This is a genomic window from Marinomonas sp. HM11-D, from assembly GCF_057626615.1.
The window spans coordinates 122,566-146,165 of the sequence record NZ_JBMMKT010000008.1 but is presented as its reverse complement, the minus strand read 5'-3'; the positions used below and the strand labels follow the sequence as shown (position 1 = coordinate 146,165).

19 protein-coding genes are annotated in these 23,600 nt (G+C 49.5%); 8 read left to right on the top strand and 11 right to left on the bottom strand.

The window, feature by feature from the left end; translation table 11 throughout:
• Positions 1-22: 22 nt before the first annotated feature.
• Together ACOSVP_RS12510 and ACOSVP_RS12505 are read right to left on the bottom strand one after the other, a co-directional pair.
• Positions 23-415 (bottom strand): SufE family protein, encoded by a 393-nt coding sequence (locus ACOSVP_RS12510; RefSeq protein WP_487347845.1) that lies wholly within the window; start codon positions 413-415, stop codon positions 23-25.
• Entirely contained in the window at positions 408-1,625 is a 1,218-nt protein-coding gene (locus ACOSVP_RS12505; protein ID WP_487347844.1) for an aminotransferase class V-fold PLP-dependent enzyme, read from the bottom strand. Before ACOSVP_RS12505 ends, ACOSVP_RS12510 begins: the two co-directional genes overlap by 8 nt.
• Positions 1,626-1,790: 165 nt before the next feature.
• Between ACOSVP_RS12505 and ACOSVP_RS12500 the strand changes: the two genes are divergently transcribed.
• Both ACOSVP_RS12500 and ACOSVP_RS12495 read left to right on the top strand, forming a co-directional pair.
• Complete coding sequence (locus tag ACOSVP_RS12500) at positions 1,791-3,425, top strand: aminotransferase-like domain-containing protein (protein WP_487347843.1); 1,635 nt, start codon at positions 1,791-1,793, stop codon at positions 3,423-3,425.
• Positions 3,426-3,532: 107 nt separating this feature from the next.
• Positions 3,533-4,762 (top strand): aminotransferase class V-fold PLP-dependent enzyme, encoded by a 1,230-nt coding sequence (locus tag ACOSVP_RS12495; protein WP_487347842.1) that lies wholly within the window; start codon positions 3,533-3,535, stop codon positions 4,760-4,762.
• A 1-nt stretch (position 4,763) separates the two neighbouring features.
• Here the strand turns inward: ACOSVP_RS12495 and ACOSVP_RS12490 are convergent, their stop codons facing one another.
• The 3 genes from ACOSVP_RS12490 to ACOSVP_RS12480 all read right to left on the bottom strand — a co-directional run bounded on the left by ACOSVP_RS12490 (position 4,764) and on the right by ACOSVP_RS12480 (position 7,157).
• On the bottom strand, positions 4,764-5,402 hold the full coding sequence (locus ACOSVP_RS12490; RefSeq protein WP_487347841.1) for a DsbA family protein: 639 nt from the start codon (positions 5,400-5,402) through the stop codon (positions 4,764-4,766).
• 94 nt (positions 5,403-5,496) lie between these two features.
• Entirely contained in the window at positions 5,497-6,693 is a 1,197-nt protein-coding gene (locus tag ACOSVP_RS12485) for an amino acid aminotransferase (RefSeq protein ID WP_487347840.1), read from the bottom strand.
• Between the two features lie 269 nt (positions 6,694-6,962).
• Positions 6,963-7,157, bottom strand: coding sequence for a PA3496 family putative envelope integrity protein (locus tag ACOSVP_RS12480; protein ID WP_487347839.1), 195 nt, complete (start codon positions 7,155-7,157; stop codon positions 6,963-6,965).
• 168 nt (positions 7,158-7,325) lie between these two features.
• Here ACOSVP_RS12480 and uvrD point away from each other — a divergent pair, with 168 nt between their 5' ends.
• Complete coding sequence (gene uvrD / locus ACOSVP_RS12475; RefSeq protein WP_487347838.1) at positions 7,326-9,536, top strand: DNA helicase II; 2,211 nt, start codon at positions 7,326-7,328, stop codon at positions 9,534-9,536.
• A 140-nt stretch (positions 9,537-9,676) separates the two neighbouring features.
• Here uvrD and ACOSVP_RS12470 read toward each other — a convergent pair whose 3' ends face one another.
• From ACOSVP_RS12470 to ACOSVP_RS12455, 4 genes are all read right to left on the bottom strand, one after another.
• Positions 9,677-10,489, bottom strand: coding sequence for a hypothetical protein (locus ACOSVP_RS12470; protein WP_487347837.1), 813 nt, complete (start codon positions 10,487-10,489; stop codon positions 9,677-9,679).
• Between the two features lie 223 nt (positions 10,490-10,712).
• Positions 10,713-11,015, bottom strand: a complete 303-nt coding sequence (locus tag ACOSVP_RS12465; protein WP_487347836.1) for a type II toxin-antitoxin system RelE/ParE family toxin — start codon at positions 11,013-11,015, stop codon at positions 10,713-10,715.
• Positions 11,012-11,278 carry a CopG family ribbon-helix-helix protein gene (locus tag ACOSVP_RS12460; RefSeq protein ID WP_487347835.1) on the bottom strand — a complete coding sequence of 89 codons (267 nt, stop codon included), beginning with the start codon at positions 11,276-11,278 and terminating at the stop codon, positions 11,012-11,014. Before ACOSVP_RS12460 ends, ACOSVP_RS12465 begins: the two co-directional genes overlap by 4 nt.
• Positions 11,279-11,444: 166 nt before the next feature.
• On the bottom strand, positions 11,445-12,344 hold the full coding sequence (locus ACOSVP_RS12455; RefSeq protein WP_487347834.1) for a DUF808 domain-containing protein: 900 nt from the start codon (positions 12,342-12,344) through the stop codon (positions 11,445-11,447).
• 299 nt (positions 12,345-12,643) lie between these two features.
• Between ACOSVP_RS12455 and ACOSVP_RS12450 the strand changes: the two genes are divergently transcribed.
• The 5 genes from ACOSVP_RS12450 (at position 12,644) to ACOSVP_RS12430 (ending at position 19,246) form a co-directional block, all read left to right on the top strand.
• The gene (locus tag ACOSVP_RS12450) at positions 12,644-13,696 is read left to right on the top strand and encodes a Gfo/Idh/MocA family oxidoreductase (protein ID WP_487347833.1); all 1,053 of its coding nucleotides are present in this window, start codon (positions 12,644-12,646) and stop codon (positions 13,694-13,696) included.
• 284 nt (positions 13,697-13,980) lie between these two features.
• Positions 13,981-15,108: a TRAP transporter substrate-binding protein gene (locus tag ACOSVP_RS12445; RefSeq protein ID WP_487347832.1), complete on the top strand. Its 1,128-nt coding sequence runs from the start codon at positions 13,981-13,983 to the stop codon at positions 15,106-15,108.
• 250 nt (positions 15,109-15,358) lie between these two features.
• Complete coding sequence (locus ACOSVP_RS12440) at positions 15,359-16,480, top strand: TRAP transporter substrate-binding protein (RefSeq protein WP_487347831.1); 1,122 nt, start codon at positions 15,359-15,361, stop codon at positions 16,478-16,480.
• A gap of 240 nt (positions 16,481-16,720) precedes the next feature.
• The gene (locus tag ACOSVP_RS12435) at positions 16,721-17,842 is read left to right on the top strand and encodes a TRAP transporter substrate-binding protein (protein WP_487347830.1); all 1,122 of its coding nucleotides are present in this window, start codon (positions 16,721-16,723) and stop codon (positions 17,840-17,842) included.
• 225 nt (positions 17,843-18,067) lie between these two features.
• Positions 18,068-19,246: a GGDEF domain-containing protein gene (locus ACOSVP_RS12430; RefSeq protein WP_487347829.1), complete on the top strand. Its 1,179-nt coding sequence runs from the start codon at positions 18,068-18,070 to the stop codon at positions 19,244-19,246.
• Between the two features lie 173 nt (positions 19,247-19,419).
• Here ACOSVP_RS12430 and ACOSVP_RS12425 read toward each other — a convergent pair whose 3' ends face one another.
• Both ACOSVP_RS12425 and putA read right to left on the bottom strand, forming a co-directional pair.
• Complete coding sequence (locus tag ACOSVP_RS12425) at positions 19,420-20,109, bottom strand: 1-pyrroline-5-carboxylate dehydrogenase (RefSeq protein ID WP_487347828.1); 690 nt, start codon at positions 20,107-20,109, stop codon at positions 19,420-19,422.
• Between the two features lie 167 nt (positions 20,110-20,276).
• Positions 20,277-23,399: a bifunctional proline dehydrogenase/L-glutamate gamma-semialdehyde dehydrogenase PutA gene (gene putA / locus ACOSVP_RS12420; protein ID WP_487347827.1), complete on the bottom strand. Its 3,123-nt coding sequence runs from the start codon at positions 23,397-23,399 to the stop codon at positions 20,277-20,279.
• Positions 23,400-23,600 lie beyond the last annotated feature (201 nt).

Sequence of the window (23,600 nt, the reverse complement as noted above, 5' to 3'; positions counted from 1 at the left end):
ACAGATTAGGCCTGAATCTGCTTCAGCTTTTTATTTGATTCAGGATACCTAACACGCCATTGGTGCGGGAGCTGGTCAGGTAGCTGGAAAGGTTGAACTGGTTTAGCTCTGCGACCAGATCCATGGCTTGCAGTTCGGCTTTACTATGGCCATTGGCAAGGCTTAGGATCACTACCAGCACGCCACGCATCAGCTTGGCGTCGCTGTCCGCTTGGAAGGTACAAACACCGTTTTCTTGGCGCTCAATCAGCCATACGGCGCTTTCACAACCCTTTACCTTATTCCCTTCGGTCTTATCCGCATCGGTTAGGCGCTCGAGCTGCTTGCTAAGACTCACTAACTCTTTGAAGGTGGCTTCTTTGCTGGTGCAGGCTTGCAGTCGTGCTTGAATGGCGTCGCGGCTTAAATCAGTCATCACCTAAGATCTCAATGGCTTCCAGTAAAACATCACAGAAGCGGCGCGCTTCCGACAGGGTATTGTAACAAGCAAACGAGGCGCGCAGGGTACTGCTGACGCCCAGTTGTGCCATCAATGGGTGGGCACAGTGGCTACCGGCGCGTACCGCGACCCCTTGGCTATCCAAATAGCCGTTTAAATCCATAATATGAATGCCTGGCACGCTTAGAGAAACGACCGTGGTTTCGGTGGCGGGCGAGTAAATCTCGATGGCGGTATTAAACTTCAGCTCGTCATACACATAACGAGCCAGCCTTTGCTCCCATTGAATCATCTCGTCACGGTCTTGCGCCGCCAAGAAATCACAGGCAGTGGCCAAACCGATTACGCCTTCAATATTGGGGGTACCCGCTTCAAGACGGTATGGCAGCACATTGAATTCGGTGCTGTTGTAGGTTACATGGCGCACCATCTCACCGCCGGTTTGTACTGGCGTAAGCACCTCTAAGGCGTGCGGCTTGCCATACAAGACACCAATGCCTGTGGGGCCGTACATCTTATGGCCGGAGAAGACATAGAAGTCGCAATCCAGTGCTTGCACATCAATCGGATAGTGAGCGACCGCTTGCGCGCCATCCACCAAGGTGAAGGCGTTTACCGCTTTGGCGGCGGCTAACATTTCGTGCACTGGAGTTTTTACGCCAATGGCATTGGAAATCTGAGTACAGGCAAAAATGCGCGTATGCTCATTAAAGTAATGCTCGTATTCCGGCTCCCATTCCCCCTTTGAGGTCAGTGGTAATACACGTAGGCGGGCTCCGGTACGAAACGCCAGTTGCTGCCAAGGCACCAGGTTAGCGTGGTGCTCAAGGCTGGTAATCAGGATTTCATCGTCCGGCTTTAAGCACCATTCCAAGCCATAGGCCACTAGGTTAATCGATTCTGTGGTGCCCTTGGTCCAGATCACATGATCGGCTTGTTCAGCATTGATAAAGCGTGCCACACGATCGCGGGCGTGTTCAAACTGCGCCGTGGCGCGGTCACTTAAGTAATGAGCACCGCGATGCACATTGGCATTGCTGGTGGTGTAGTAGGCCATTAAGGCATCGAGGACAACTTGGGGCTTTTGCGTGGTGGCAGCATTGTCGAGGTAGACCAAAGGATGGTCGTTGGCTTCCAGTTTGAGAATGGGAAACTGGTTTCGAAGTGTGTTTGCATCAAAAGCCATGCGTTAGGTGTCCACTACAGTTTGAAAACGGGGCTGAATTGTACCTTAAATTTAGCGAATTACCGCAATATTGCACGTTGGCGCTGGGAAACACTTGTCATTTTAGCGTGATTCGCTAAGGTTCATACAGAATGTAAAGATTTCCAAATTAAAGGTACAGAGACCGTGGCGGACTTTCTATATAAAGGCGTAGTGGATTGGTTTTTAGAACAAATGAGCCAAGGCGAATTGGCCCCTGGGGACAAGATGCCGTCCCTACGCAAGCTGGCCAAACAGCTAGAGCTGAGCCTCAATACCGTTATCCACGGTTATGAAATTCTGGCAGAAGAAGGCTGGATCGAGTCCCGCCCAAAGTCTGGTTACTTTGTTTGCCATAAACCCAGTGTCAAACATGCTCATCTGTTGGCTGGGGATCGTGTATCGCAATTTAGTGACAGCTTGAGCAAGAAAATGGCTTGGTCGGCGTTGTCTCATCGTGCAGCCATGGTGGATCAGAGCGATGAGTTCCTGAACCCTGTTTTCAAACCGTCTGAATCCGACCTGCCGGTATTAGGTAAAGGCCATTTGGCGGTCCGTGAAGCGGTGAGTGAGCACTTACGCAAAGTAGCGATTAATGCTCATCCTTCGCATATTTGGTTAGGTCGTTCGCCCTTGGCGATGTACACCCAAGCGGTACAAACCCTAACGCAAGTGGGCGATGCCGTATTGGTGATTACCCCTTGTGATCCGCGTCTGACCTCAACCTTGATCAGCCTAGGGCGCGAGGTCTTTACCTTAGCGGCCGGTGAGCGCGGTGTGGACCTAGATGAAGCGGTGCGCTGTCTGCGTGATGATGCCATCAAGATGGTGGTGTTCCCGAGTCAGTTTGCCTTCCCTAGTGGTAGCGAGATTTCTAACTTAAGTCTGCGTCGTTGGCTGGCGATTCTACAACAGCTGGAGATTCCGGCGATTGAATGGGATATGACTTCCCATTTGGGGTACAAATCGTCCACCTTGATGACTTACAAATCACTGGATGAGAAAAACCAAGTGGTGTACATCGGTGGCGTCGAATCCAAAGGCGTCGATCGCAATGCCGCTTGGTGTATTCCTGGGCAATATCAAGCGTTGGAAGGCGCGTTATTATGCGCCGATTTAGCCCTTAGTGACCCGCAACAACAGGCATTAATGGATGCGTTGCAGCCGTCACAACGTCATTCTTTGATGCGTCGTGCCCGTCAAATTTGGTCTGTGGCCGAGAAGTCAAAAAGCCTCTTAGAAAACGCTTTAGGTGATAGCGTGCGCTTTGCCAGTAGCAAAGGCGGTTTAACCCTGTGGTTGCAATTGAATCAGGCGTTATCGGAAGCGCAATTAACTCAACTGTTGGCCAAGCATCGCCATGGTGTGGTGCCTGGCGACTATCTGTCGGCGCAGCCAGAAGCAAGTAATTGGCTGGCGGTGAATGTGACCTATGAGGGCATTGAGCCCTTGGCACAACAGTTAGCGCGCTTTGTACAAACTGCTGAAGTAGAAGCAACTGCCGTTGTAGCGGAACCGATCGACGAACCAGAGGTGCTTGAGCTGCCTGAAATGGACAGCCAAGCAGAGGAAGCCGCTGGCATGCTGTTGGAGCCAAGCGACTTTGCGCTGGAAGATGTGATGATCAAGGAAGAAGATCTGTTGCCAACCGATGAAACAGAGGAAGAGGCATCCCTTAGCATCACTTCAGTGACAGCGAAAGATGAGCCAAGCGAGTCTGAGAAAGCACCCAAAACCCTCTACAATCCCATGCTTGACCTGATTAACCACGATTTTGGCTAACGCCTAACACTTTGCTCTAACATGGATTTTCTGTGTACGAGCAGGCATTTTCGCCGAGTCCTCCTATACTGCTTAGATAGCATAAGTCAGGGTAGGAGGCACTCGAGATGTCCGCATTGGATTTGCAGTTTGTACGATCACAGTTTCCCGCATTTGATGAACCGACCTTAGCGGGTCAGGCGTTTTTTGATAATGCCGGTGGCTCCTATGCCTGTCTGCCGGTGATTGTGCATCTCAATCGCTATTACCATCAAAACAAAATCCAACCTTACCATTTGCATCCGGTGTCGCAGGATTCGGGGCGGCAAATGGACGAGTCCCATGACCGCCTAGCCGGTTACCTCAATGTCTTACCAGAAGAACTGCACTTAGGGCCTTCCACCTCGCAAAACACCTATGTGTTGGCGCAAGCCTTTGCTCACCTTCTGCAAGCAGGCGACGAAATTATCGTTACCAATCAAGATCATGAAGCCAATATTGGAGTGTGGCGTCGACTCGCTGAGCGAGGCATCAACATTAAGGAGTGGCGGGTTAATGCCATAACAGGTGAGTTAGATCCTGAAGAATTGGATACACTTTTTAGTGATAAAACCAAGCTATTGGCCTTTACCCACTGCTCTAATGTGGTGGCGCATATTAACCCAGTGAAGAAGATCTGTGCCAAGGCTAAAGCCGCGGGTGTATGGACGGTGGTCGATGGCGTCGCCTATGCAGGCCATGGTTTTCCTGATGTGAAGGATCTCGGGGCGGATATTTATTTGTTCTCACTGTATAAAGCCTTTGGGCCTCATTTAGGCGTGATGGTGGTGCGACAAGAGGTGGCGCTCAAGCTGGGTAATCAAGGGCATTATTTTAATGGCGAATACCGTCATAAATGGTTTGTGCCCGCGGGCCCTGATCATGCCCAAGTCGCCGCCGCCAGAGGCGTGGTGGATTACTTTGATCGGCTGCACGATCATCATTTTGAGCGCAGTAAAGACATCAGCGTACGAGCAAGCAATGTGCGCAAATTGCTACAGGATGCGGATGCCGCCTTATTACCTCAATTGCTGGATTATGTGTCCCAGCATCCTAAGCTTACCTTGGTGGGACCATCGAGCTTTAGCAAGCGGACCTCGACCGTTTCTTTGCTGGGTACCGAGCAAACGCCGCAGGAACTGGCATCAAAACTGGTTAAGCAAGGCATTATCTGCGGTGCTGGGCATTTCTACGCCGTGCGCCTACTAGAGGGATTGGGAATCGATCCTAAGACTGGTGTTTTACGTTTATCGTTTGTGCACTACACCAGTCAGCAAGATATGAATCAGCTCTTGGAAGCGTTAGATAAAGCCTTGTAAATCAATCGTTCACGGCTTTTAAGCGTTGTTCAATCTGAGCCAGCATTGGCGTGTGATCTTGATAGTTGATCGGGATATAGAGCAGCTCTTCGCCAATCAGTAACGCCAGCGAAGGGAAGGAATTGAGACCGATATGGCGCGCGTTGTCGATTTCTTTTTCCACTAGGCCTTCCTGTTGCACGTAATGCATGCTGTGTAGAAAACCATCGCGATTGAGGCCAATCTGCTCGGCACAATCGGCCAGCACATCAAGATTGGATGGGTTTTTGGCTTCTAAGTAATAGGCTTGCTGGATTGCATGGTTCATCTCCATCTCGAGATTCTCGTCACGCGCCACCAAACAGGCACGGTTTGCAGGGTAGGTTGAACGACGCGGTTCTGTTGTGCGCCAGAAGTCATAGTTAAATTCTGTACCCAATTCGCTCGCGATATGTTGCCAAGTGGCTTCGAGTTTGTGACGCATGGCGTCCGGCATGGGCACATCAGAGTCGGGGGCTAGGCCACCGAGCATCGGTTGAATCACCAATTCTTCACGATCGATACGTTTCGCTAGGGCTTTTTGCAGTGCGGTCCAAGTTGGGCGAAAGCCCCAACACCAGCTGCACATAGGGTCATAGCAATAAATCAACGTAGCGGTCATGTCGCACTCCAAGCGTTAGGTCATAAACGTTAGACAATAAAAAAGCCAGCTAAGGGATGCCCTAGCTGGCTTTTCATTATTAAGCGATCAGTGCTTAGTTCGCAAGAACCTTAGCAATGGCTTCACATAGTGGTTCCATGTTGTCTTTAGTCATACCAGCCACGCTGATACGGCCAGAGCCAACAATGTAGATACCGAATTCAGTGCGTAGTTGCGCTACTTGATCTGGGTTTAGGCCAGAGAAAGAGAACATACCGTTCTGTTGTGAGATGAACGAGAAGTCCTGCTCAACGCCTTTCGCACGCAATGTGCTAACGAATAGGCTACGCATCTCTTGGATACGTGCGCGCATTGCTTGAAGTTCCATTTCCCATAGGCTGCGTAGCTGTGGGTTAGTTAGCACTTCAGTAACTACTGCCGCACCGTGTGATGGTGGGTTAGAGTAGTTCGCACGGATGCAACGTTTCACTTGTGAGAACGCCGCTTCAGCGTGTTCTGCTGTTTCACACACAACAGTGATGGCACCGACACGCTCGTTGTACAAACCGAAGTTTTTCGAGAATGAGTTCGCGATCAACATTTCTTGTGCTTGTTCTAGGAACACGCGTAGACCTGCAGCATCTTCTTGTAAGCCCGCACCGAAACCTTGGTAAGCGAAGTCAAATAGCGGCAAGAAACCTTGCTTGCTGCAAAGCTTAGCCAATTGTGCCCACTGTTCAGTGGTTGGATCGATACCGGTTGGGTTATGGCAGCAACCGTGGAACAGTACGACGTCACCTGCAGGTACTTGAGAAAGGCTAGCTAGCATAGCTTCGAAATCTAGCGATTTCGTTGCTGCGTCATAGTACGCGTAGCTGCCTACTTCTAGACCAACTGACTGGAAAATTGCTTGGTGGTTCGCCCAAGTTGGGTTACTTACCCAAACGGTCGCGCCTGGCATGTGTTTCTTAATAAACTCAGCCGCAATACGTAACGCACCAGTACCACCCGGAGACTGCGCTGTGTGAGCACGTTGTTTCGTGATGACATCGTGATCCGCACCAAATAGCAATTCCTGCACGGCTTTACGGTACGCTTCAGTACCTTCGATGCTCAAGTAGCTTTTCGTTTTCTCAGTGGCAACCAAATGCTCTTCAGCTTGCTTAACACACTTAAGGATAGGTGTTGCGCCAAGCTCATCTTTGTAAACACCCACGCCCAAGTTAATCTTGTTTGGGTTTGTTTCGTTACGATAAGCGTCATTTAAGCCGAGAATTGGATCAGCTGGTGCAACTTGAATGTTTTCGAACATGGTGACTCCCCGCAAGGGTTATGTACTGTTTTTATTATGCGTTGACGTTAAAAAAACCAGCCGTAATGGTACTCCAGAGTTCGGCTGTTCGCTATAAAAACAACGGCATTCTGTATCCAAATGCGACCAAAGTTGACAAACGGCGGGGGGATAAAAGCGGTGTAAAAGGGAGCCTTGCCCAGATTCTTGGATCAGATCTAGGTGATAAAGGGTGAGCAGTCCCATTGGCACGACCTAAGGGACTGCCAGAAAGAATCTGTTGCTAAGGACTATTCGTCCCAGCCGTCGGCGATCGCGTTATTTAAGCGTCGTTCGTCTAAATAGGCTTCGATAGCTCGGCGTGCTTTGAGCATGCGTGCGCTGTCTTCCTTTTGATTGCGCTCGTTTTCCTCTTTTTTAAGGCTGATGGAAGCGTATAACAAGTTTGTTTTAACTTCGGAAATAGTTTCCGCTGGCGTACTCATCGTTTTTCCCTCTTAGGTCCATTTCGGATGACAGAAATGCACACATCACTGTCATCGACAGGTGAAAAAAGTCAAAATAGACAGACATCAAGACTTCAGTGATATAAAAAACGCAAAGCTGGTCAAAAATCAACCTATTTTTCATGAACTTTTTATTGGCGGATACGAATGGATGTTTCTTTTATCCTCGACGCTTTGAACGATAAGCAACGGGAAGCGGTGGCGGCACCACTGCAAAACAGCCTAGTGTTAGCGGGCGCAGGGTCAGGTAAAACACGCGTACTGGTGCATCGCATTGCCTGGTTGATGCACGCCTACGAAATCTCTCCTTATAGCCTAATGGCGGTGACCTTTACCAACAAAGCGGCCCGTGAAATGCAAGGCCGTATTGAGCAGCTGGTTGGTGTACCGCCACAAGGTATGTGGGTTGGTACCTTCCACGGAATCGCACACCGTTTGTTGCGTGCCCACTGGCGTGACGCAGGTTTGAAAGAAAACTTCCAGATTATGGACAGTGACGATCAGCAGCGTCTGGTCAAACGTATCATGCGTGAGATGAACATCGATGAAACCCGCTGGCCGCCGAAGCAAGTGTGTTGGTTTATCAATGCGCAAAAGGATGAAGGCCGTCGCGCGGCTCATGTGCCTGACAGCCACGATCCATTCTCCCGTGGTATGCGTGAGATGTATTACCACTACGAAGAAGCCTGTGAGAAAAACGGTCTGTTGGACTTTGGTGAGCTACTACTACGTGCTCATGAACTGATGCTGACCACACCCGCTTTGCTACGCCATTACCAGCAGCGTTTTGTACACGTACTGGTGGACGAGTTTCAGGATACCAACACCATTCAGTACGCTTGGTTGCGTCTCATGGTGGGTGAATCTGGCACCATTACCGCGGTCGGTGATGACGACCAGTCAATTTACGGCTGGCGTGGTGCCAAGATTGAGAACATTCAAAACTTATCAAAGCACTTCAAAGACTTACATACCATTCGTCTGGAACAAAACTACCGTTCTACCGGCCATATCCTAAAAGCCGCTAACGGCTTGATCAGCAACAACGATGATCGCCTAGGTAAAGAGTTGTGGACCGACAGTGGCGAAGGTGAGCCGATTTCCGTGTACGCTGGCTTTAACGAGCAGGACGAAGCACGCTTTATTATCGAGATCATCAAAAAGTGGCGCGATGACGGCACCGCCTTGAAAGACATGGCAATCCTTTATCGTTCCAACGCCCAGTCTCGAGTCATCGAGGAAGTGCTGGTTAGGGAACAGATTGCTTATCGCATTTACGGTGGACACAGATTCTATGACCGCTTGGAGATCAAAAATGCCTTGGCCTACGCTCGTTTGGCGATTGATCCGAACGACGATGGCGCCATGGAGCGAGTGATCAACGTGCCGACCCGCGGCATTGGTGAGCGCAGCATCGGCACCATCCGTGAGATGGCTCGTGACCAAGGCTGCTCTATGTGGCAAGCGGCGGATCAAATCGTTACCCATAGCCTATTGCCAGCCCGTGCTGCCAACGCCATCAAAGGCTTTATGCAGCTGATTCAAGGCATGGCGGGGACGCTACAGAACCCTGATCTTGGCTTAGGTGATATTTTCGATCAAATCATCGCCGAAGCGGGCCTAATTCCTTATCACGAAAAGGAAAAAGGCGAGAAGGGCGAAGCCCGCGTGGAAAACTTAAAAGAGTTGGTCAACGCCGCCAGCGGCTTTAACTGGCTCGAGACCGATGAAGAATTCAGTTCGCCAATGATGGCGTTCTTGGACCAAGCGGTACTGGATGCCGGTGAAGCGCAGGCGGACGAATACCAAGACTCGGTCCAGCTAATGACCTTGCACTCTGCCAAAGGTCTAGAGTTCCCATTGGTGTTCCTAGCGGGTGTCGAGGAAAACCTCTTTCCAAGTCGTATGTCGTTTGAAGAACCGGGCCGTCTCGAAGAAGAGCGTCGCTTGTGTTACGTGGGCATCACCCGCGCCATGCAGAAGCTGTACATCACCTACGCGGAATCCCGCCGTTTATACGGTTCGGAATCCTTTAACAGCCCATCGCGCTTTATTCGTGAAATTCCGCAAGAGTGTTTGGAAGAAGTACGTTTACGCTCGCAAGTGGCTCGCCCTGTATCACTTCAGCGTCCGGACTACTCAGCGACGCTGCAGCGTCAGAACCAAAACATCCTACAAGGCCACACCGTACCGGATACCAACGTCTCCATGGGTGATCGCGTTAAACACCCGATCTTCGGTGAAGGTTTGGTCATCAACTACGAAGGCCAAGGCCCACAAGCCCGCGTTCAAGTGAACTTCGACGACGCCGGCACCAAGTGGTTGGTTTTGTCCTTCGCTAAATTGGAAGTTTTGTAGGTTCTGCAGTTTCGGTGTTTGATAGGTCTTCCGCGACAGTCAGTGGGAGACTTCTTCCCGTTACCTGATTTGCTTGCGCAACGTCTTTGCTTCGTTCCTCAGCTTCGACACGTCAGCGCAAATCAGGCAAACGGGAAGATCTATACATCCATAGAATCGAGCTTATCGACAATCCATTTATGTTTTTGCCAGACTTTTAGCGAGCTTTCATTCTCATAAAATGAAGGATTATTTTCTATTTCAGAGAGAAGGCTCCGGCAAGAATTTATAACTTCTTTTAAATCATTATCTGTCGATAGTTTGTGTTTTTCTCTGAAAGACCTAACGTAATCGTTAAAGTCATATCTAGTGTTTTTTGTATATGAGATAGTGTTGGCGATATTCAGTTCAAGGAAGTTTGAGCCTTTCTCATATACAGGCTTTATGAGTTTATGTGTTTTCTGAAATCCTAAAGCATCTGTATCTGGAAGTTCTAAGCCTTCAATTAGAATTCTGGGATATTTTGAATACTCACTTTCTATTTTGTAAGCATGATTCACAGCAGGACCATAGACCTTACTTTCGCAGTGACAGACTTTACCAAAAGCCATACCACCCCTTAGATGAACTTGATGATCTCTTACCAATATCATTGAAATATTTGCTATGGCTTCGATTACATAATATGCAATATCTGCATTCATACTTAGGTTTTCTTGATCACCAAATGAAATAACTAGGCAGTCTGAAAAGTTAGTTATTTGTAGGCTAGTAAGGTCAAACTCTTCATCAGCATATTCTTCATTAGAGAAACTATGTTGAATAAATTCTTTAAACTTAGTAGGTAGAAAGTAATCTAATATTTTTCCTATCTCACTTGCAGATTTAGCTTCACTCTCATCACCATCAATAAGTTTTTTAAAACCTAGGATATCAATAAAAACTACATATTTATCTTCATATTTCTCGCACATGATATGTACCTTTCAGATGATTTATATGTGTCTATTTTAATGGTTTCTTAAAAAATACTCTCTACCATATTTAATTTCATTAGGGCTGGGTCTTGTGTTTGATTTGCGCTGACGCGTCGGTGTCGAGGAACGAGACGAGACAGGCGCAAGCAAATTGAATACAAGAGTCAGACCATCTACAAAACAGGCAGTACCAAAGCTGAGGACTTGCATCCCTACAGCCCTAATTAGCATCAACAGTGCGTGCATTCTCTAGTTCGTGCCAAATTCTTAAAATAATGACGGTGCTGGTGTGGACGGAGTAGCGGACAATGTATTGGTCAAACACCATATCTCTGATACTTCCAGGCACGGGTGAGCGTTCGACCGGTTTTCCTAACTGTGGGAAGTCTTGCAGTGTTTTCATGCGATTTATTAGCGTGGAGGCAATCCGTTGTGCAGCGCTAGGATTGTTCTGTTTGATAAAATCTCGTAGGCGTTTCAAGTCACTTATGGCTTCGTCCGTGTAAACCAATTTGGTGGTCATCGCTTTGGGGCCTCCAGTTCATGATCTGTGCCCCAGCTTTCAAGCCAGTTATGAACCTCGTCGGCTTCGATTACCTTTCCTTGAGCAGCGGATTCCATCGCCTCTAACGTTTGATTCCAGCGCGTTTGCTCTAGTTTTTGCTTAGCTGCATAGTCCGTAAGCGCTTGGTTGATAATCCAACTTTTACTGCGCTGTAACTGTTGTGCCAGTTGCTCTAACGTCTCTTCCTGATCCGCTGGCAGCCTGATTGTGGTTGTACCCATAAAGCACCTCGAATACTTTGTCTTACATATGTTTGTATTGTAGTACAAAGTTTGGTCTATCACATTTTATCTACGGCGAAGGTGATCGCTGGTTAGGTTTGCTCTTGTGAACGTAAGCAAATTAAATACAAGAGTCAGACCATCTAAATGCCTTGCAAACCTTAAGCTAGCGAACCCGCGACACCAAAGGCCCTACAACATACTCCCAAGCCAGATACACCAAGGCGCCAGCCAATAAGCCAATACCAAAGTTAATCAGCATAGGCACGAGTCCAGAAACAATGGCTTCTAATGCTGGTGGTAAGGATTCGAGTGGCGTTTCGATATGGGGTAAAGCATGGGCGATGATGCCGCCGCCGACGAGGAACATGGCGATGGTGCCAAGTACGGACAGTACTTTCATCAGTTTAGGGGCGAGGGTGATCAGTCCCATTCCGACGCTGTTTAGTAAGCCTTGTGGGTGTTTCTTACTCAGGTAAAGGCCAAGGTCATCAATCTTCACAATGCCTGCGACGATGGCGTAAACCCCAATAGTCATGGCGATGGCAATCAAGGACACCACCAGCACTTGGCTGATAAAGGCAGCGCTCTGTACCGTGCCGAGGGCAATCACGACGATTTCAGCGGAAAGGATAAAGTCGGTACGGATGGCCCCTTTGATTTTGTCCTTTTCATAGGCCACCAAATCTGTACCCTCTGGCAGATTGAGCTGATCACTGTGCTCTTTTTTGTGGGTCAGGCTATGGAGGATCTTTTCAAAGCCTTCAAAGCAAAGGTACAAACCACCAATCATCAATAGGGGCGTAATCAGCCAAGGGGCAAAGGCGGAAATCAACAGCGCCAATGGCACCAGAATCAGTTTATTAATAAAAGAACCTTTCGCTACCGCCCACACCACCGGCAATTCACGATCCGCACTCACGCCTGTGACTTGCTGAGCATTCAGCGCTAGATCATCACCGAGCACCGCCCCAGTTTTCTTCGCCGCTACCTTTGACATCAGCGCGATATCGTCCAATAGCGTGGCGATATCATCAATCAACGCGAGTAAGTTCGTTCCTGCCATAAATGCGACTCCAATCCAGTATTTGCTAATAGTATGAGTATATAGAGAGGATAAAAAGTTACTGACTTAATCTAGCTATTCAAAATTTAAAAAGGTTTAAGGCTGGGTCTTGTGTTTGATTTGCGCTGACGCGTTGAGGAACGAAACAGGCGCAAGCAAATTGAATACAAGAATCAGACCCTCTACAGAACTAGCAAACTAAACAGACTAAGGCCTCGCAGAACCTAAAAACCAAAGCGCCCCAGCAACCAAAACCCTGCTACTATGAAGCAAATAAACTGAAGTAGAAGGGGAGCATTATGACCATTCGAGTTGGCATTATTGGGTTTGGTTTATCTGGCCGTGTGTTTCACGCGCCGTTTGTGGCGCATCAAGCCGAGATGACGTTGTCCTATATTTGCTCCTCTAAACCTCAAGAAGTGCATAAATACTGGCCTGATGTCACCGTGGTCAGTGATGCCGATGCCTTAATCTCAGGCGATGAAATTGATCTGGTGGTGATTACCACGCCTAATGAACTGCATTTCCCGCAAGCCAAGTTAGCGCTGAAATCTGGCAAACACGTCTTGCTAGAAAAGCCATCGGTGACGGAAATCGAGCAAATCGAAGAGCTGTGCCGTATTGCCTACGACAAAGGTTTAACCTTCACGGTTTATCAAAATCGCCGCTTTGACGGGGATTTCTTGCGTTTAAAAGAGCTGGTGGAAACGGGTGAATTAGGCCAGCTTAAGCAGTTAGAAAGCCGTTTTGATCGTTTTCGTCCTGTCGTGCAACAGCGTTGGCGCGAGCAGCCAGGTGTGGGTACTGGGATTTTCTGGGATCTGGGTCCCCATGTGATGGACCAAGCCTTGGCGCTATTGGGTATACCTGACTGGATTCAGGCCAATATCGATACACTGCGAGAAGACGGCGCCGCGCCTGATACCTTCGATATTGAACTGGCCTACGGCAAGCGTCGTGTGCGTTTGGGGGCTAGTTTGTTTGAAGCGGGTGAGATGCGCCGCTACAACGCGCGTTTTGATGCAGGTTCCTGGCATTGCTATGGTTTGGATGCCCAAGAAGACGCCTTGCGCGCTGGCGAGTTACCGGGCCAAGCAGACTTCGCTAGCCCAGTGCAAAAAGCCCTGCGTTATAACGCGCCAAGCCAAGATGATATTAGTGTTTCAGCAGAAGCCATCGGTGCAGGGCGCTATGTGGATTTCTACCAGCAACTGACCGATGCGATCCAAGGTCGCGGCGAAGCGCCGGTGTCTAAACGCCATGCCTGTGAGTTGGTGTATGCGATGAATCTAGCCCAGCAATCGGCACAAACGGGCGAGCGTATTGCTTGGTATTACACCAGCCCATTTTAGCAAAAAGCGGCTATTTAGTCTGTTAAAAGCCTTTTTTGACGCTATAACAGGCCTAATTCAACGAAATTCTAACGCCTGTTTAGAATTTCGTTGAGTTGATCAACAAACCAGCATACCATTCCCGCACGCATCGGTTCCGATGCCATTCAAACGCCTACAACAACAAAAATACCGCCGTTTATTGCTTGCAAACGATGCCAAGGATTGTGCTTTGGCATGTCTAAATTCCTGTCTCATGCCGTCAGAGCGTGAACAGTAAGTAACTAGCTTTTCCGAGGAAAACAATGAAAAAAATCGCGAATTTCGGCAAATTAGCATTGGCTGGTTTGTTGTCATTAACTTTGGTTGCCTGCGGTGGCAGCAACGAAGCGGCTTCATCTGAATCGACTCAAGCGGCTGCGTCAGTGGCGAAAGTAGAGCCAATTGAATGGAAAATGGTCACCACTTGGCCGAAAAACTTCCCAGCATTGGGTACTGGCGCGGAAAAACTGGCGCAAAACATTACTGCTATGTCGGGTGGCCGTCTAAAAGTCAAAGTGTACGCTGCCGGTGAATTGGTGCCAGCATTGGAAGCCTTTGATGCAGTCTCTCGTGGTACGGCACAAATGGGTCACGCTGCGTCTTATTACTGGAAAGGTAAAGTGCCAGCGGCGCAGTTCTTCACCACCACGCCATTTGGTCTAACGGCACAAGAAATGAACTCTTGGTTGTTCAACGGCGGTGGTATGGAGCTGTGGGAAGAAATCTACGCGCCATTCAACATTATCCCAATGGCGGCAGGTAACACGGGCGTGCAAATGGGCGGTTGGTTTAACAAAGAAATCAACTCGGTGGCCGACCTAAACGGTCTAAAAATGCGTATGCCAGGCCTAGGTGGTGAAGTAATTGCTAAGGCGGGCGCCACAGTTGTCAACATGCCGGGCAGTGAAATCTTTACCGCACTGCAAACCGGTGCGATCGACGCGACTGAGTGGGTCGGTCCTTACAACGACCTAGCCTTCGGTATCTACAAAGCAGCGAAATACTACTACTTCCCAGGTTGGCAAGAGCCAGGTTCAACCGTAGAAACCTTCATCAATAAAGATGCGTTTATGGCGCTTCCAGAAGATCTACAGTTGATTGTTCGTGCGGCGGCGCGTCAAGCTAATGCGGATATGCTAGACGAGTTCACTGCGTTGAATAACAGCGCGCTGGAGACTCTGATCAACGAGCATCACGTGGAATTGAAACGCTTCCCTGACGACGTACTAGCAGAACTGCGTGGTGCATCGGATGAAGTGTTAGCAGAAGTAGCTGCCAACGATCCAGCAAGCCAGAAAGTCTATGATTCGATGAAAGCGTTCAAAGAGAAAGTCATGAAATGGCATGAGATTTCTGAACGTGCACTCATCAACGCGCGTGCGGGTGAATAATCGCACCTAACTGAGCTGAGCAAGTTCATAACATTTAGCCCCTTAATTCCCAGAATTAAGGGGCTTTTTTATACCAATGGTGCTCTTTAATACCAATTGCTAAGGGGAATCTTGAGCAATTTCCACGCAAAGCATAGTATGCTTGGCACCAATGCGTAAGAAAGATGATCATCGCCAAAGAAAGCGAGGCAACTCTGCGCAGTGCGGTTCTGAACTGACAAAAATAACTAGTTTTCTAAGGGATATATCCATGATCAACGTAAAAGCTTTTAGCAAGTGGACGCTTGCTGGGATTGCCGCGGCAACTTTGGTAGCTTGTGGTGGCTCTGAGCCAGCCAAAACCGCTGAAGTTCAAGCGGCTGCTCCAGCTAAACCAGAAACCATTGAGTGGAAGATGGTCACCACTTGGCCGAAAAACTTCCCTGCATTGGGTACTGGTGCAGAGCACTTAGCTGAGAGCATTAATGCGATGTCAGGTGGTCGTATCCACGTCAAAGTTTATGCGGCCGGTGAACTCGTGCCCGCGCTAGAAGCGTTTGATGCGGTCTCTCGTGGTACAGCGCAAATGAGTCATGGTGCGTCTTACTACTGGAAAGGCAAGGTGCCAGCGGCGCAATTCTTTACCACGGTACCGTTCGGTTTAACCGCGCAAGAAATGAACTCTTGGCTGACCCAAGGTGGCGGCCTAGAGCTTTGGCAAGAAGTCTACGAACCCTTTAACGTGATTCCATTGGCAGCCGGTAACTCGGGTACGCAAATGGGTGGTTGGTTCAACAAAGAAATTAATTCGGTGGCCGATCTAGATGGTCTAAAAATGCGTATGCCGGGGCTAGGTGGCGAAGTGCTAGCAGAAGCCGGTGTTACCGTGGTGAACATGCCAGGTAGCGAAATGTTTACCGCGCTACAAACAGGCACCATCGATGCGACCGAATTTGTCGGTCCTTACAATGACCTAGCGTTTGGTTTGTACAAGGCAGCGAAATTCTACTACTACCCAGGTTGGCAAGAGCCAGGCTCTGCAATTGAGACTGTGATCAACAAAGATGCCTTTACCGCGCTACCTGAAGACCTGCAGTTGATCGTGCGCGCGGCGGCGCGTCAGGCCAATGCTGAGATGCTAGACGAATTTACGGCGCAGAATAACAGCGCCTTAGAAACGCTGATTAACGAGCACGGCGTGGTGCTAAAACGCTTCCCTGATGACGTATTAGCAGAATTCCGTGCCTCGACGGAAGTGGTGATGGATAAAGTGGCCGCTAGCGATCCGATGAGCCAAAAAGTGTATGACTCGATGAAAGACTTTAAACAGAAAGTCATGAAATGGAGTGACATCTCTGAGCGTGCCATTATTAACGCCCGCGCTGGCGAATAATCTGATGTAGGCCTTAAGGTCATGAATAAAAGCCTCTTAGTCGTTGGACTAGGAGGCTTTTTTTTGACCAATTGTTCTGTCAGGTGTTGAGCTCTATGAATGCAAAGCATAGTATCCTTAATCACCAATGCGGAAGAAATATGGTCTTCTGCTCGGCGAAGAGTGGTAAACCACTCTGCAACAATCCAGTCGTGAACTGACAAAAAGAATAATGTAATAAGTTTTCTGAGGGATACATCAATGATCAACGCAAAAGCTTTTAGCAAGTGGACGCTTGCTGGGATCACAGCGGCAACTTTGGTTGCCTGTGGTGGTTCTGAGCAATCTAGCAGTACGGAAACGCAAGCGGCAGCGCCTGCCAAACAAGAAACCATCGAATGGAAAATGGTCACCACTTGGCCGAAAAACTTCCCTGGTTTGGGCACCGGCGCCGAATACCTAGCGAACAATATCAATGAAATGTCGGGTGGCCGTTTAAAAGTAAAAGTGTATGCAGCGGGGGAGTTAGTACCGCCGTTGGAAGTGTTTGATGCGGTATCCCGTGGCACCGCTGAGCTTGGCCACGGTGCGGCCTATTATTGGAAAGGTAAAGCCCCTGCGGCGCAGTTCTTTACCGCGGTACCTTTTGGTATGACAGCGCAAGAGATCAACTCTTGGATCTACCATGGCGGCGGTATGAAGCTATGGCAAGAAGTGTACGAGCCCTTTAACTTGATTCCATTGACCGCCGGTAACACTGGCGTACAGATGGGTGGTTGGTTCAACAAAGAGATCAACTCATTGGACGACTTCAGTGGTCTGAAAATGCGTATTCCAGGTCTTGGCGGTGAAGTACTACAGAAACTGGGTGGTTCGCCAATCAACTTGCCGGGCGGGGAAATCTTCACTGCCTTGCAAACCGGTACCATTGATGCCACCGAATGGGTGGGTCCATACAACGACCTAGCGTTCGGTCTGTACAAAGCGGCGAAATACTACTACTACCCAGGTTGGCATGAGCCAGGTTCTGAGATGGAAGTGCTCGTCAACAAGACGGCATTTGAAGCGCTACCAAAAGACCTACAAGCCATCGTTCGTTCGGCGTCTCGCCAAGCGACTCAGGACATGTTGGATGAGTTTACGGCATTGAACAACGATGCTTTACAGACCTTGGTAAACGAGCATCATGTGGATCTACGCCCGTTCCCAGAGGATGTTTTAAAGGCGCTTAAACAAGCGTCTCAAGAAACCCTTGAAGGCGTCGCGGCGAACGATGAGATGAGTAAGAAAGTCTACGAATCGTTCAAAGCCTTCCTTGGCAAGGTATCACAATGGCACGCTGTGTCAGAGCGTGCTTACATCAATGCCCGTGATGCTGAGTAAGCTTGATCGTTAAGTAACACTGTCAAAGCCCCGTTCGCGGGGCTTTTTTGTATCAGATATTGCTTAAATAACATAACGCTACAATTAGATTGCATTATGCAACAGCTTATAAATTGACCAGCGTGGCGTTACCTTTTAGGCTAGCCTTTTGGTTAATATCGGGTTTTTGCCATGATTCCTTCCGTTATTTACTACTCTAAAGCTGTTTCTCCCTGGAAGGAGTCGTTGACGAGTTTACTGTCTCGCGTGCCGGATAAGTTTAGCTGGCAGTGCATTGAATCCCTGCAAGAAACGCCTGTATCGGGCCTAATCGTGATGCACCACACCGATTTATTAGTGCAAGACTTCCCCTATATTGCGGCGCGTAAAGTGCTGATTTTACTTGATAAATGGGATTTCAGTCTGGCATTAAAATGGATCATGCAAGGAGTGAACGACAGCGCTGCGTTTGACGACATCACTCGTATTGCCTCGTGGATTGTGTCGGAGCAAGCGCGTGTCTCTTGGCACAATAACAACCTTTCCCAGCAGGAAAATATTCTGCAAACGGTGCTCGATGCCATTCCGGTGCCGATCTTCTATAAAGATGAATTCCATGTCTATCGCGGTTGTAATCAAACTTTTAGCGACTTCATCGGTGTGCCGAAAGATAAGATTATTAACCACTCAGTCTACGACATCGCGCCGAAAGAATTAGCTGATGTGTACTACCAAGCGGATCAAGCCCTGCTGGCTTCTGGTGGCTCGCAGGTGTATGAGGCGCTGGTGAAAAACGCCAAAGGCGAACAGTTCGAGATTGAGTTCAATAAAGCAGTGTTCTTTAAAGAAAACGGTGAAAAGGGTGGCCAAGTGGGCGCCATGCTCGATATCACTGAACGCAATCGTTTAATGCGCCAGTTGGATCAAGCCAGTCGCACCGATCCGCTTACTGGGGTGGGCAACCGTCGCGAGTTTAACCTAGCCGTCAGTATTGCCTTGCAAAAAGCCCAGCAGATGCATCACTCAACTAGCCTGCTGACCATCGATATTGATCATTTTAAAACCATCAATGATCGCTTTGGTCACTCTTGTGGCGATGAGGCATTGAAGTTCTTAGTGGAATGTATCGAGCAATCCATGCCCAAGGATGCGCGGGTGTTTCGTATCGGTGGCGAAGAGTTTTATGTGTTGCTGCCTCATCTCGATTTGGCAGAAGCCAAGCAGGCGGCAGAACGGGTGCGTCAGCATATTCCTGATCAGGTGATGATGTTAAAAGATCAGCCCGTGCAGATGACGGTGTCGATTGGCGTGATTCAGCTGGCTTCTGAAAGACTGTTGGAAGAGTCCTTTAAACGGGTCGACCAAGCCTTGTACGAAGCGAAAATGACCGGCCGCAACCGAGTTTGCCTTGCCTACTATGATTAGACCGTAAAAAGAGCCCACTGAGAACGCTGGTTAGGGAGAGCGCACCGCAGTGGGCGAAAAGTACTGCAACGATCTAAGCGGCGAGACCTACTAGGTAAAGGTCCTCATTTTCCAATGTGGCCGCTTAGTTCACGACAGTGCTACTACACACCAACAGGTGTCACGCTTTAAACCTATTCTGCCTTGCTACCCAACTCCAACAGTGTCGCATTACCACCGATGGCGGTGGTGTTGGTCGATACCGTTTGCTCGGTGACAAAGCGCAAAAGGTAATGGGGCGCAGCAATCGTGCTGAGCGTTTCAAGATCGGTTTCTTCCACCAACTGGCACAATAAGCCAGACTTCTGCGCCAATTGTTGGCTCAGCTGCTGGGCTGTGCTGCTGTCACACACTAGCGCGACACCGGCTAAATCGGTTGCTTCAACAATGGTATCCATGGCGGATTCAGCGATATTCTGAATCACCCCTTCTGGTACATATTTCGCCATTTGATCCATCAGCGCTTGGCCTTCTGGGCCCATGGTAATAATCGGGTTGCCCGCAACTAAAGCCGCGAATACTTGGCCAATCAAACCAATGCTGGCATGCTCGCTATGTAGGCCTGGCTGAACCGCGGTCAAAAACGCACCACGACCATGAGTCGATAGCACGTTGCTCTCTCCAGTAGGTCCAGGCATCACTTGCGCGGCACCGATTTCTTGACGGGCATTGGCGAGCTGCCAACGGGCCATTTGCGCTTGCTCATGGCTCAGGCTGTAGATGGCTTGTTCCAGCTTGTTCGCACGCACTTGTACACCCAATGCGTTCCAAGCTTCAAACACTTGGTTGGCGACATCGATTTGAATAGGTTTTACGATCGTCATAGTTTGTATCTCCTATTACCTAGGGAGTCTTCACCCCAAGTAATTCAAAATTTTGTCTTGCTGATGTGACAAGCGCATCCGTTCAGGGATGAACGGAACCGGCCGTCACAGGCAGGGATGCCTGTCGGCCGGCGCTGTCAGCATCAGCAAGGAGTAAATGCGCTGAGTTAAACCAATTGTTCTTTAGCAAAGCGTGGTAGGTAGTGTGGACCACCGGCTTTTGGACCTGTGCCGGACAAGCCTTGGCCACCGAATGGCTGTACGCCCACCACGGCACCGACTTGGTCACGGTTGATGTACAGGTTACCGACGCGGGCGCGCTTGGCGATGTGCGCGCAAGTGGTTTCGTTACGGCTGTGCACACCCATGGTCAAACCGAAGCCTGAGTGATTGATGGTGTCGATGATTTGGTCGAGATCTTTGGCCTGGTAGCGTACCACGTGCATGATCGGGCCGAATTTCTCGTCTTTCAGCTGATCAATACTGTCGATCTCAAACGCAGTTGGTGCCACGAAGGTACCCTTATCTGCCCACTCTGGAAGCGTTGCTTGAGCGATCAAACGACCTTCTTTTTTCATCACTTCGATGTGATCAAGCAGCATTTTCTGTGCTTTGGCATCAATCACTGGACCCACATCGGTGGAATGCAAGTAAGGCAAGCCCACGCTTTGCTCTTTCATGGCGCCGGCGATCATCGGAATCACACGATCGGCAATGTCGGCTTGTACGAATAACACACGCAGTGCGGAACAACGCTGACCCGCAGAAGCAAACGCCGAGCGCACCGCATCACGCACCACTTGCTCAGGCAGTGAAGTGGAGTCCACCAGCATGGCATTTTGACCACCGGTTTCTGCAATAACAGGCACTGGCGCTACACCTCGTGCAGCAAGAGTGCGGTTGATCAATTGCGCAGTGCCTGTTGAGCCGGTGAACGCCAGACCGGCAATACGTTTATGCTGGGTCATAGGCGTACCGACCGTGGCACCGTTACCCGGTAGGAAGTGCAACACGTCTTTGGGAATGCCGGCTTCGTGTAGCATTTGTACCGCTCGGAAAGCGATGATGGAGGTTTGCTCGGCGGCTTTACATACTACCGAGTTACCTGCGACCAATGCCGCCGCCACTTGGCCAGTAAAAATCGCCAATGGGAAGTTCCAAGGGCTGATGCAGGCAAACACACCACGGCCTGTCAGTTGAGCTTGCTGGGTTTGACCAAGGTAGTTCGTGAAAACCTTTGGCGCGGCAAAGTTCTGACGTGCTTGCTGTGCGTAGTAGTTGCAGAAATCCACCGCTTCACGAACTTCATCAATGCTGTCTTGAATGGTTTTACCTGCTTCACGGTGACAGATCGCTACCAGTTCGGCGTAGTTCGCTTCCATTAGCTCAGCCATGCGCTCAAGACAAGCAGCACGTACTGTGGCTGGCGTTTGTGACCAAGTAGGGAACGCTGCATCCGCAGATTCAATAGCATTGTTTACGATGGCTTCGGTCGACCAGTAGACTTTACCGACGCTTTGGCTGTGATCGTACGGGCTATTTACCTCGCGTACCTTGTCTGTGGTGAGATTTTCACCGTTCACGATTGGGTAGGCGGTCCATTGCGTCTCTTGGCTCATAAAGGCATCGACAGCGGCTTTAAACGGTTGCCACTCTGATTCAATCTCAATATTTGGACCGAAAGAATTGTTACGATCGGCAAACATATCTTTGGGCAAATTGATAAAGGGGTTACGCAGGGTTTTACGGCTTTTCAGTGTCGTCACTGGGTGATCTACGAGTTCTGAAATCGGGCAGCGGGCATCCACCAAACGGTGTACGAAAGAGCTGTTAGCACCGTTTTCCAATAGACGACGAACTAGGTAAGGGAGTAGATCTTTGTGACTGCCTACTGGGGCGTAAATACGTACACAGACATCGTTGTCTTTGATCAAACGGTTGTATAGGGCGTCGCCCATGCCGTGGAGGCGCTGGAATTCGTATTCGTTGGAACGTGCGCCCATGTGCTCAGCAATGGTAGCGATGGTGGCGATGGTGTGGGCGTTGTGACTGGCGAACTGCGGGAAGATCCATTCACGAGTGTGGGCACTCAATAGGAAATTGGCACAAGCCAAGTACGATACGTCGGTGGCTTCTTTACGCGTGTACACCGGATAGCCGCTCAGGCCGCGTTGTTGACACAGCTTGATCTCAGAATCCCAGTACGCGCCTTTTACCAAACGCAGTGGAATGCGATCGCCGACGTCTTTTGCAAGGGCCGCTAACCAGTTCAATACTGGTAAACAACGCTTCGAGTAAGCCTGTACCACAAGTCCAAATAAGCCCCAGCCGCGAGTACATTCGTCGCGGAACAGCTTTTCAAATAGGTGCAATGACAGTTCGAGGCGATCCGCTTCTTCGGCGTCGATGGTGATGCCAACGTTAAGCTCACGGGCGCGGGTAATCAGTTGTTTCACGCTGGCAAACAGCTCGGTCATAACACGCTCTTCACAGCCCACTTGGTAGCGCGGATGCAGCGCCGATAGCTTGATAGAGATAGTTGGACGGTGGCCTTTACCGTAAGTGTCTTGACCAACAGACTCCACCGCTTGCAGGTAAGACGCGAGGTATTTGTCCGCGTCCTCTTGTGTCAGAGCGGCTTCCCCCAACATGTCGAACGAGTAGGTGTAGCCTTTGTCGCGGTAGCTTTTGCCTCGGGACAGGGCTTCGCTGATGGAACGGCCCAATACGAATTGGTGGCCCATGATTTTCATGGCTTGGTTCATGGCTTTACGAATTACCGGCTCAGACATACGGTTGACCAAGCGATTCACCAGGTTCGCAGGTTTACCGTCTTTGCTTTCGTCCATGGTGACAATTTTGCCGGTTAGCAATAGACCCCAAGTCGAAGCATTGACGAAGAAGGAGTCAGAATTATTGGCGTGGGAAGCCCAGTCGGCCACGCTCAAACGGTCCTTGATAAAGGCGTCAGCGGTGGCTTTGTCAGGCACGCGCATCAAGGCTTCGGCCAAACACATCAACAAGATGCCTTCTTTGGTGTCGAGGCTGTATTCCAGCAGTAGGGAATCGATCAAAGACATGGATTCGTCGTCTTTACGAACCTGCTCGATCAAGTTTGTGGCTGCGTCAGTGCTGGCTTTGAGCTGAGCCTCACTTGGCTCGGCCAGTTTCAGTAACTCAGATAGCCACTCTTCCTCATTAACGCTGTACAGCGGAGAAATGCGTGCCCACAGTGTATCCAGTGGGCGCTCAAGAATGGTCGGTTGTAAAACCTCTAGCGCATTAAACATAGTCGGATTCTCCCACGACAACCGGAAAGCCTTGCTTCCGTATAAACCGTTTGTTTGTGCTCGAAGATGTGATGTCTTAAGTGTTGCAAAGGTTGTGCAAATCTCAAGCCGTGTGCGGGTAACTAAAACGATCTTCGGACTGATGAGAGAAATATAGTGACAGTAGGGTGACAGCGTCTTTCGTAATTATCGGGATTTTTT

Coding starts and splice junctions, on each gene's coding strand:
- ACOSVP_RS12510 (WP_487347845.1), bottom strand. CDS start 415: ATGACTGATTTAAGCCGCGACGCCATTCAAGCACGACTGCAAGCCTGC.
- ACOSVP_RS12505 (WP_487347844.1), bottom strand. CDS start 1,625: ATGGCTTTTGATGCAAACACACTTCGAAACCAGTTTCCCATTCTCAAA.
- ACOSVP_RS12495 (WP_487347842.1), top strand. CDS start 3,533: ATGTCCGCATTGGATTTGCAGTTTGTACGATCACAGTTTCCCGCATTT.
- ACOSVP_RS12490 (WP_487347841.1), bottom strand. CDS start 5,402: ATGACCGCTACGTTGATTTATTGCTATGACCCTATGTGCAGCTGGTGT.
- ACOSVP_RS12485 (WP_487347840.1), bottom strand. CDS start 6,693: ATGTTCGAAAACATTCAAGTTGCACCAGCTGATCCAATTCTCGGCTTA.
- ACOSVP_RS12480 (WP_487347839.1), bottom strand. CDS start 7,157: ATGAGTACGCCAGCGGAAACTATTTCCGAAGTTAAAACAAACTTGTTA.
- uvrD (WP_487347838.1), top strand. CDS start 7,326: ATGGATGTTTCTTTTATCCTCGACGCTTTGAACGATAAGCAACGGGAA.
- ACOSVP_RS12470 (WP_487347837.1), bottom strand. CDS start 10,489: ATGTGCGAGAAATATGAAGATAAATATGTAGTTTTTATTGATATCCTA.
- ACOSVP_RS12465 (WP_487347836.1), bottom strand. CDS start 11,015: ATGACCACCAAATTGGTTTACACGGACGAAGCCATAAGTGACTTGAAA.
- ACOSVP_RS12460 (WP_487347835.1), bottom strand. CDS start 11,278: ATGGGTACAACCACAATCAGGCTGCCAGCGGATCAGGAAGAGACGTTA.
- ACOSVP_RS12455 (WP_487347834.1), bottom strand. CDS start 12,344: ATGGCAGGAACGAACTTACTCGCGTTGATTGATGATATCGCCACGCTA.
- ACOSVP_RS12450 (WP_487347833.1), top strand. CDS start 12,644: ATGACCATTCGAGTTGGCATTATTGGGTTTGGTTTATCTGGCCGTGTG.
- ACOSVP_RS12445 (WP_487347832.1), top strand. CDS start 13,981: ATGAAAAAAATCGCGAATTTCGGCAAATTAGCATTGGCTGGTTTGTTG.
- ACOSVP_RS12440 (WP_487347831.1), top strand. CDS start 15,359: ATGATCAACGTAAAAGCTTTTAGCAAGTGGACGCTTGCTGGGATTGCC.
- ACOSVP_RS12435 (WP_487347830.1), top strand. CDS start 16,721: ATGATCAACGCAAAAGCTTTTAGCAAGTGGACGCTTGCTGGGATCACA.
- ACOSVP_RS12425 (WP_487347828.1), bottom strand. CDS start 20,109: ATGACGATCGTAAAACCTATTCAAATCGATGTCGCCAACCAAGTGTTT.
- putA (WP_487347827.1), bottom strand. CDS start 23,399: ATGTTTAATGCGCTAGAGGTTTTACAACCGACCATTCTTGAGCGCCCA.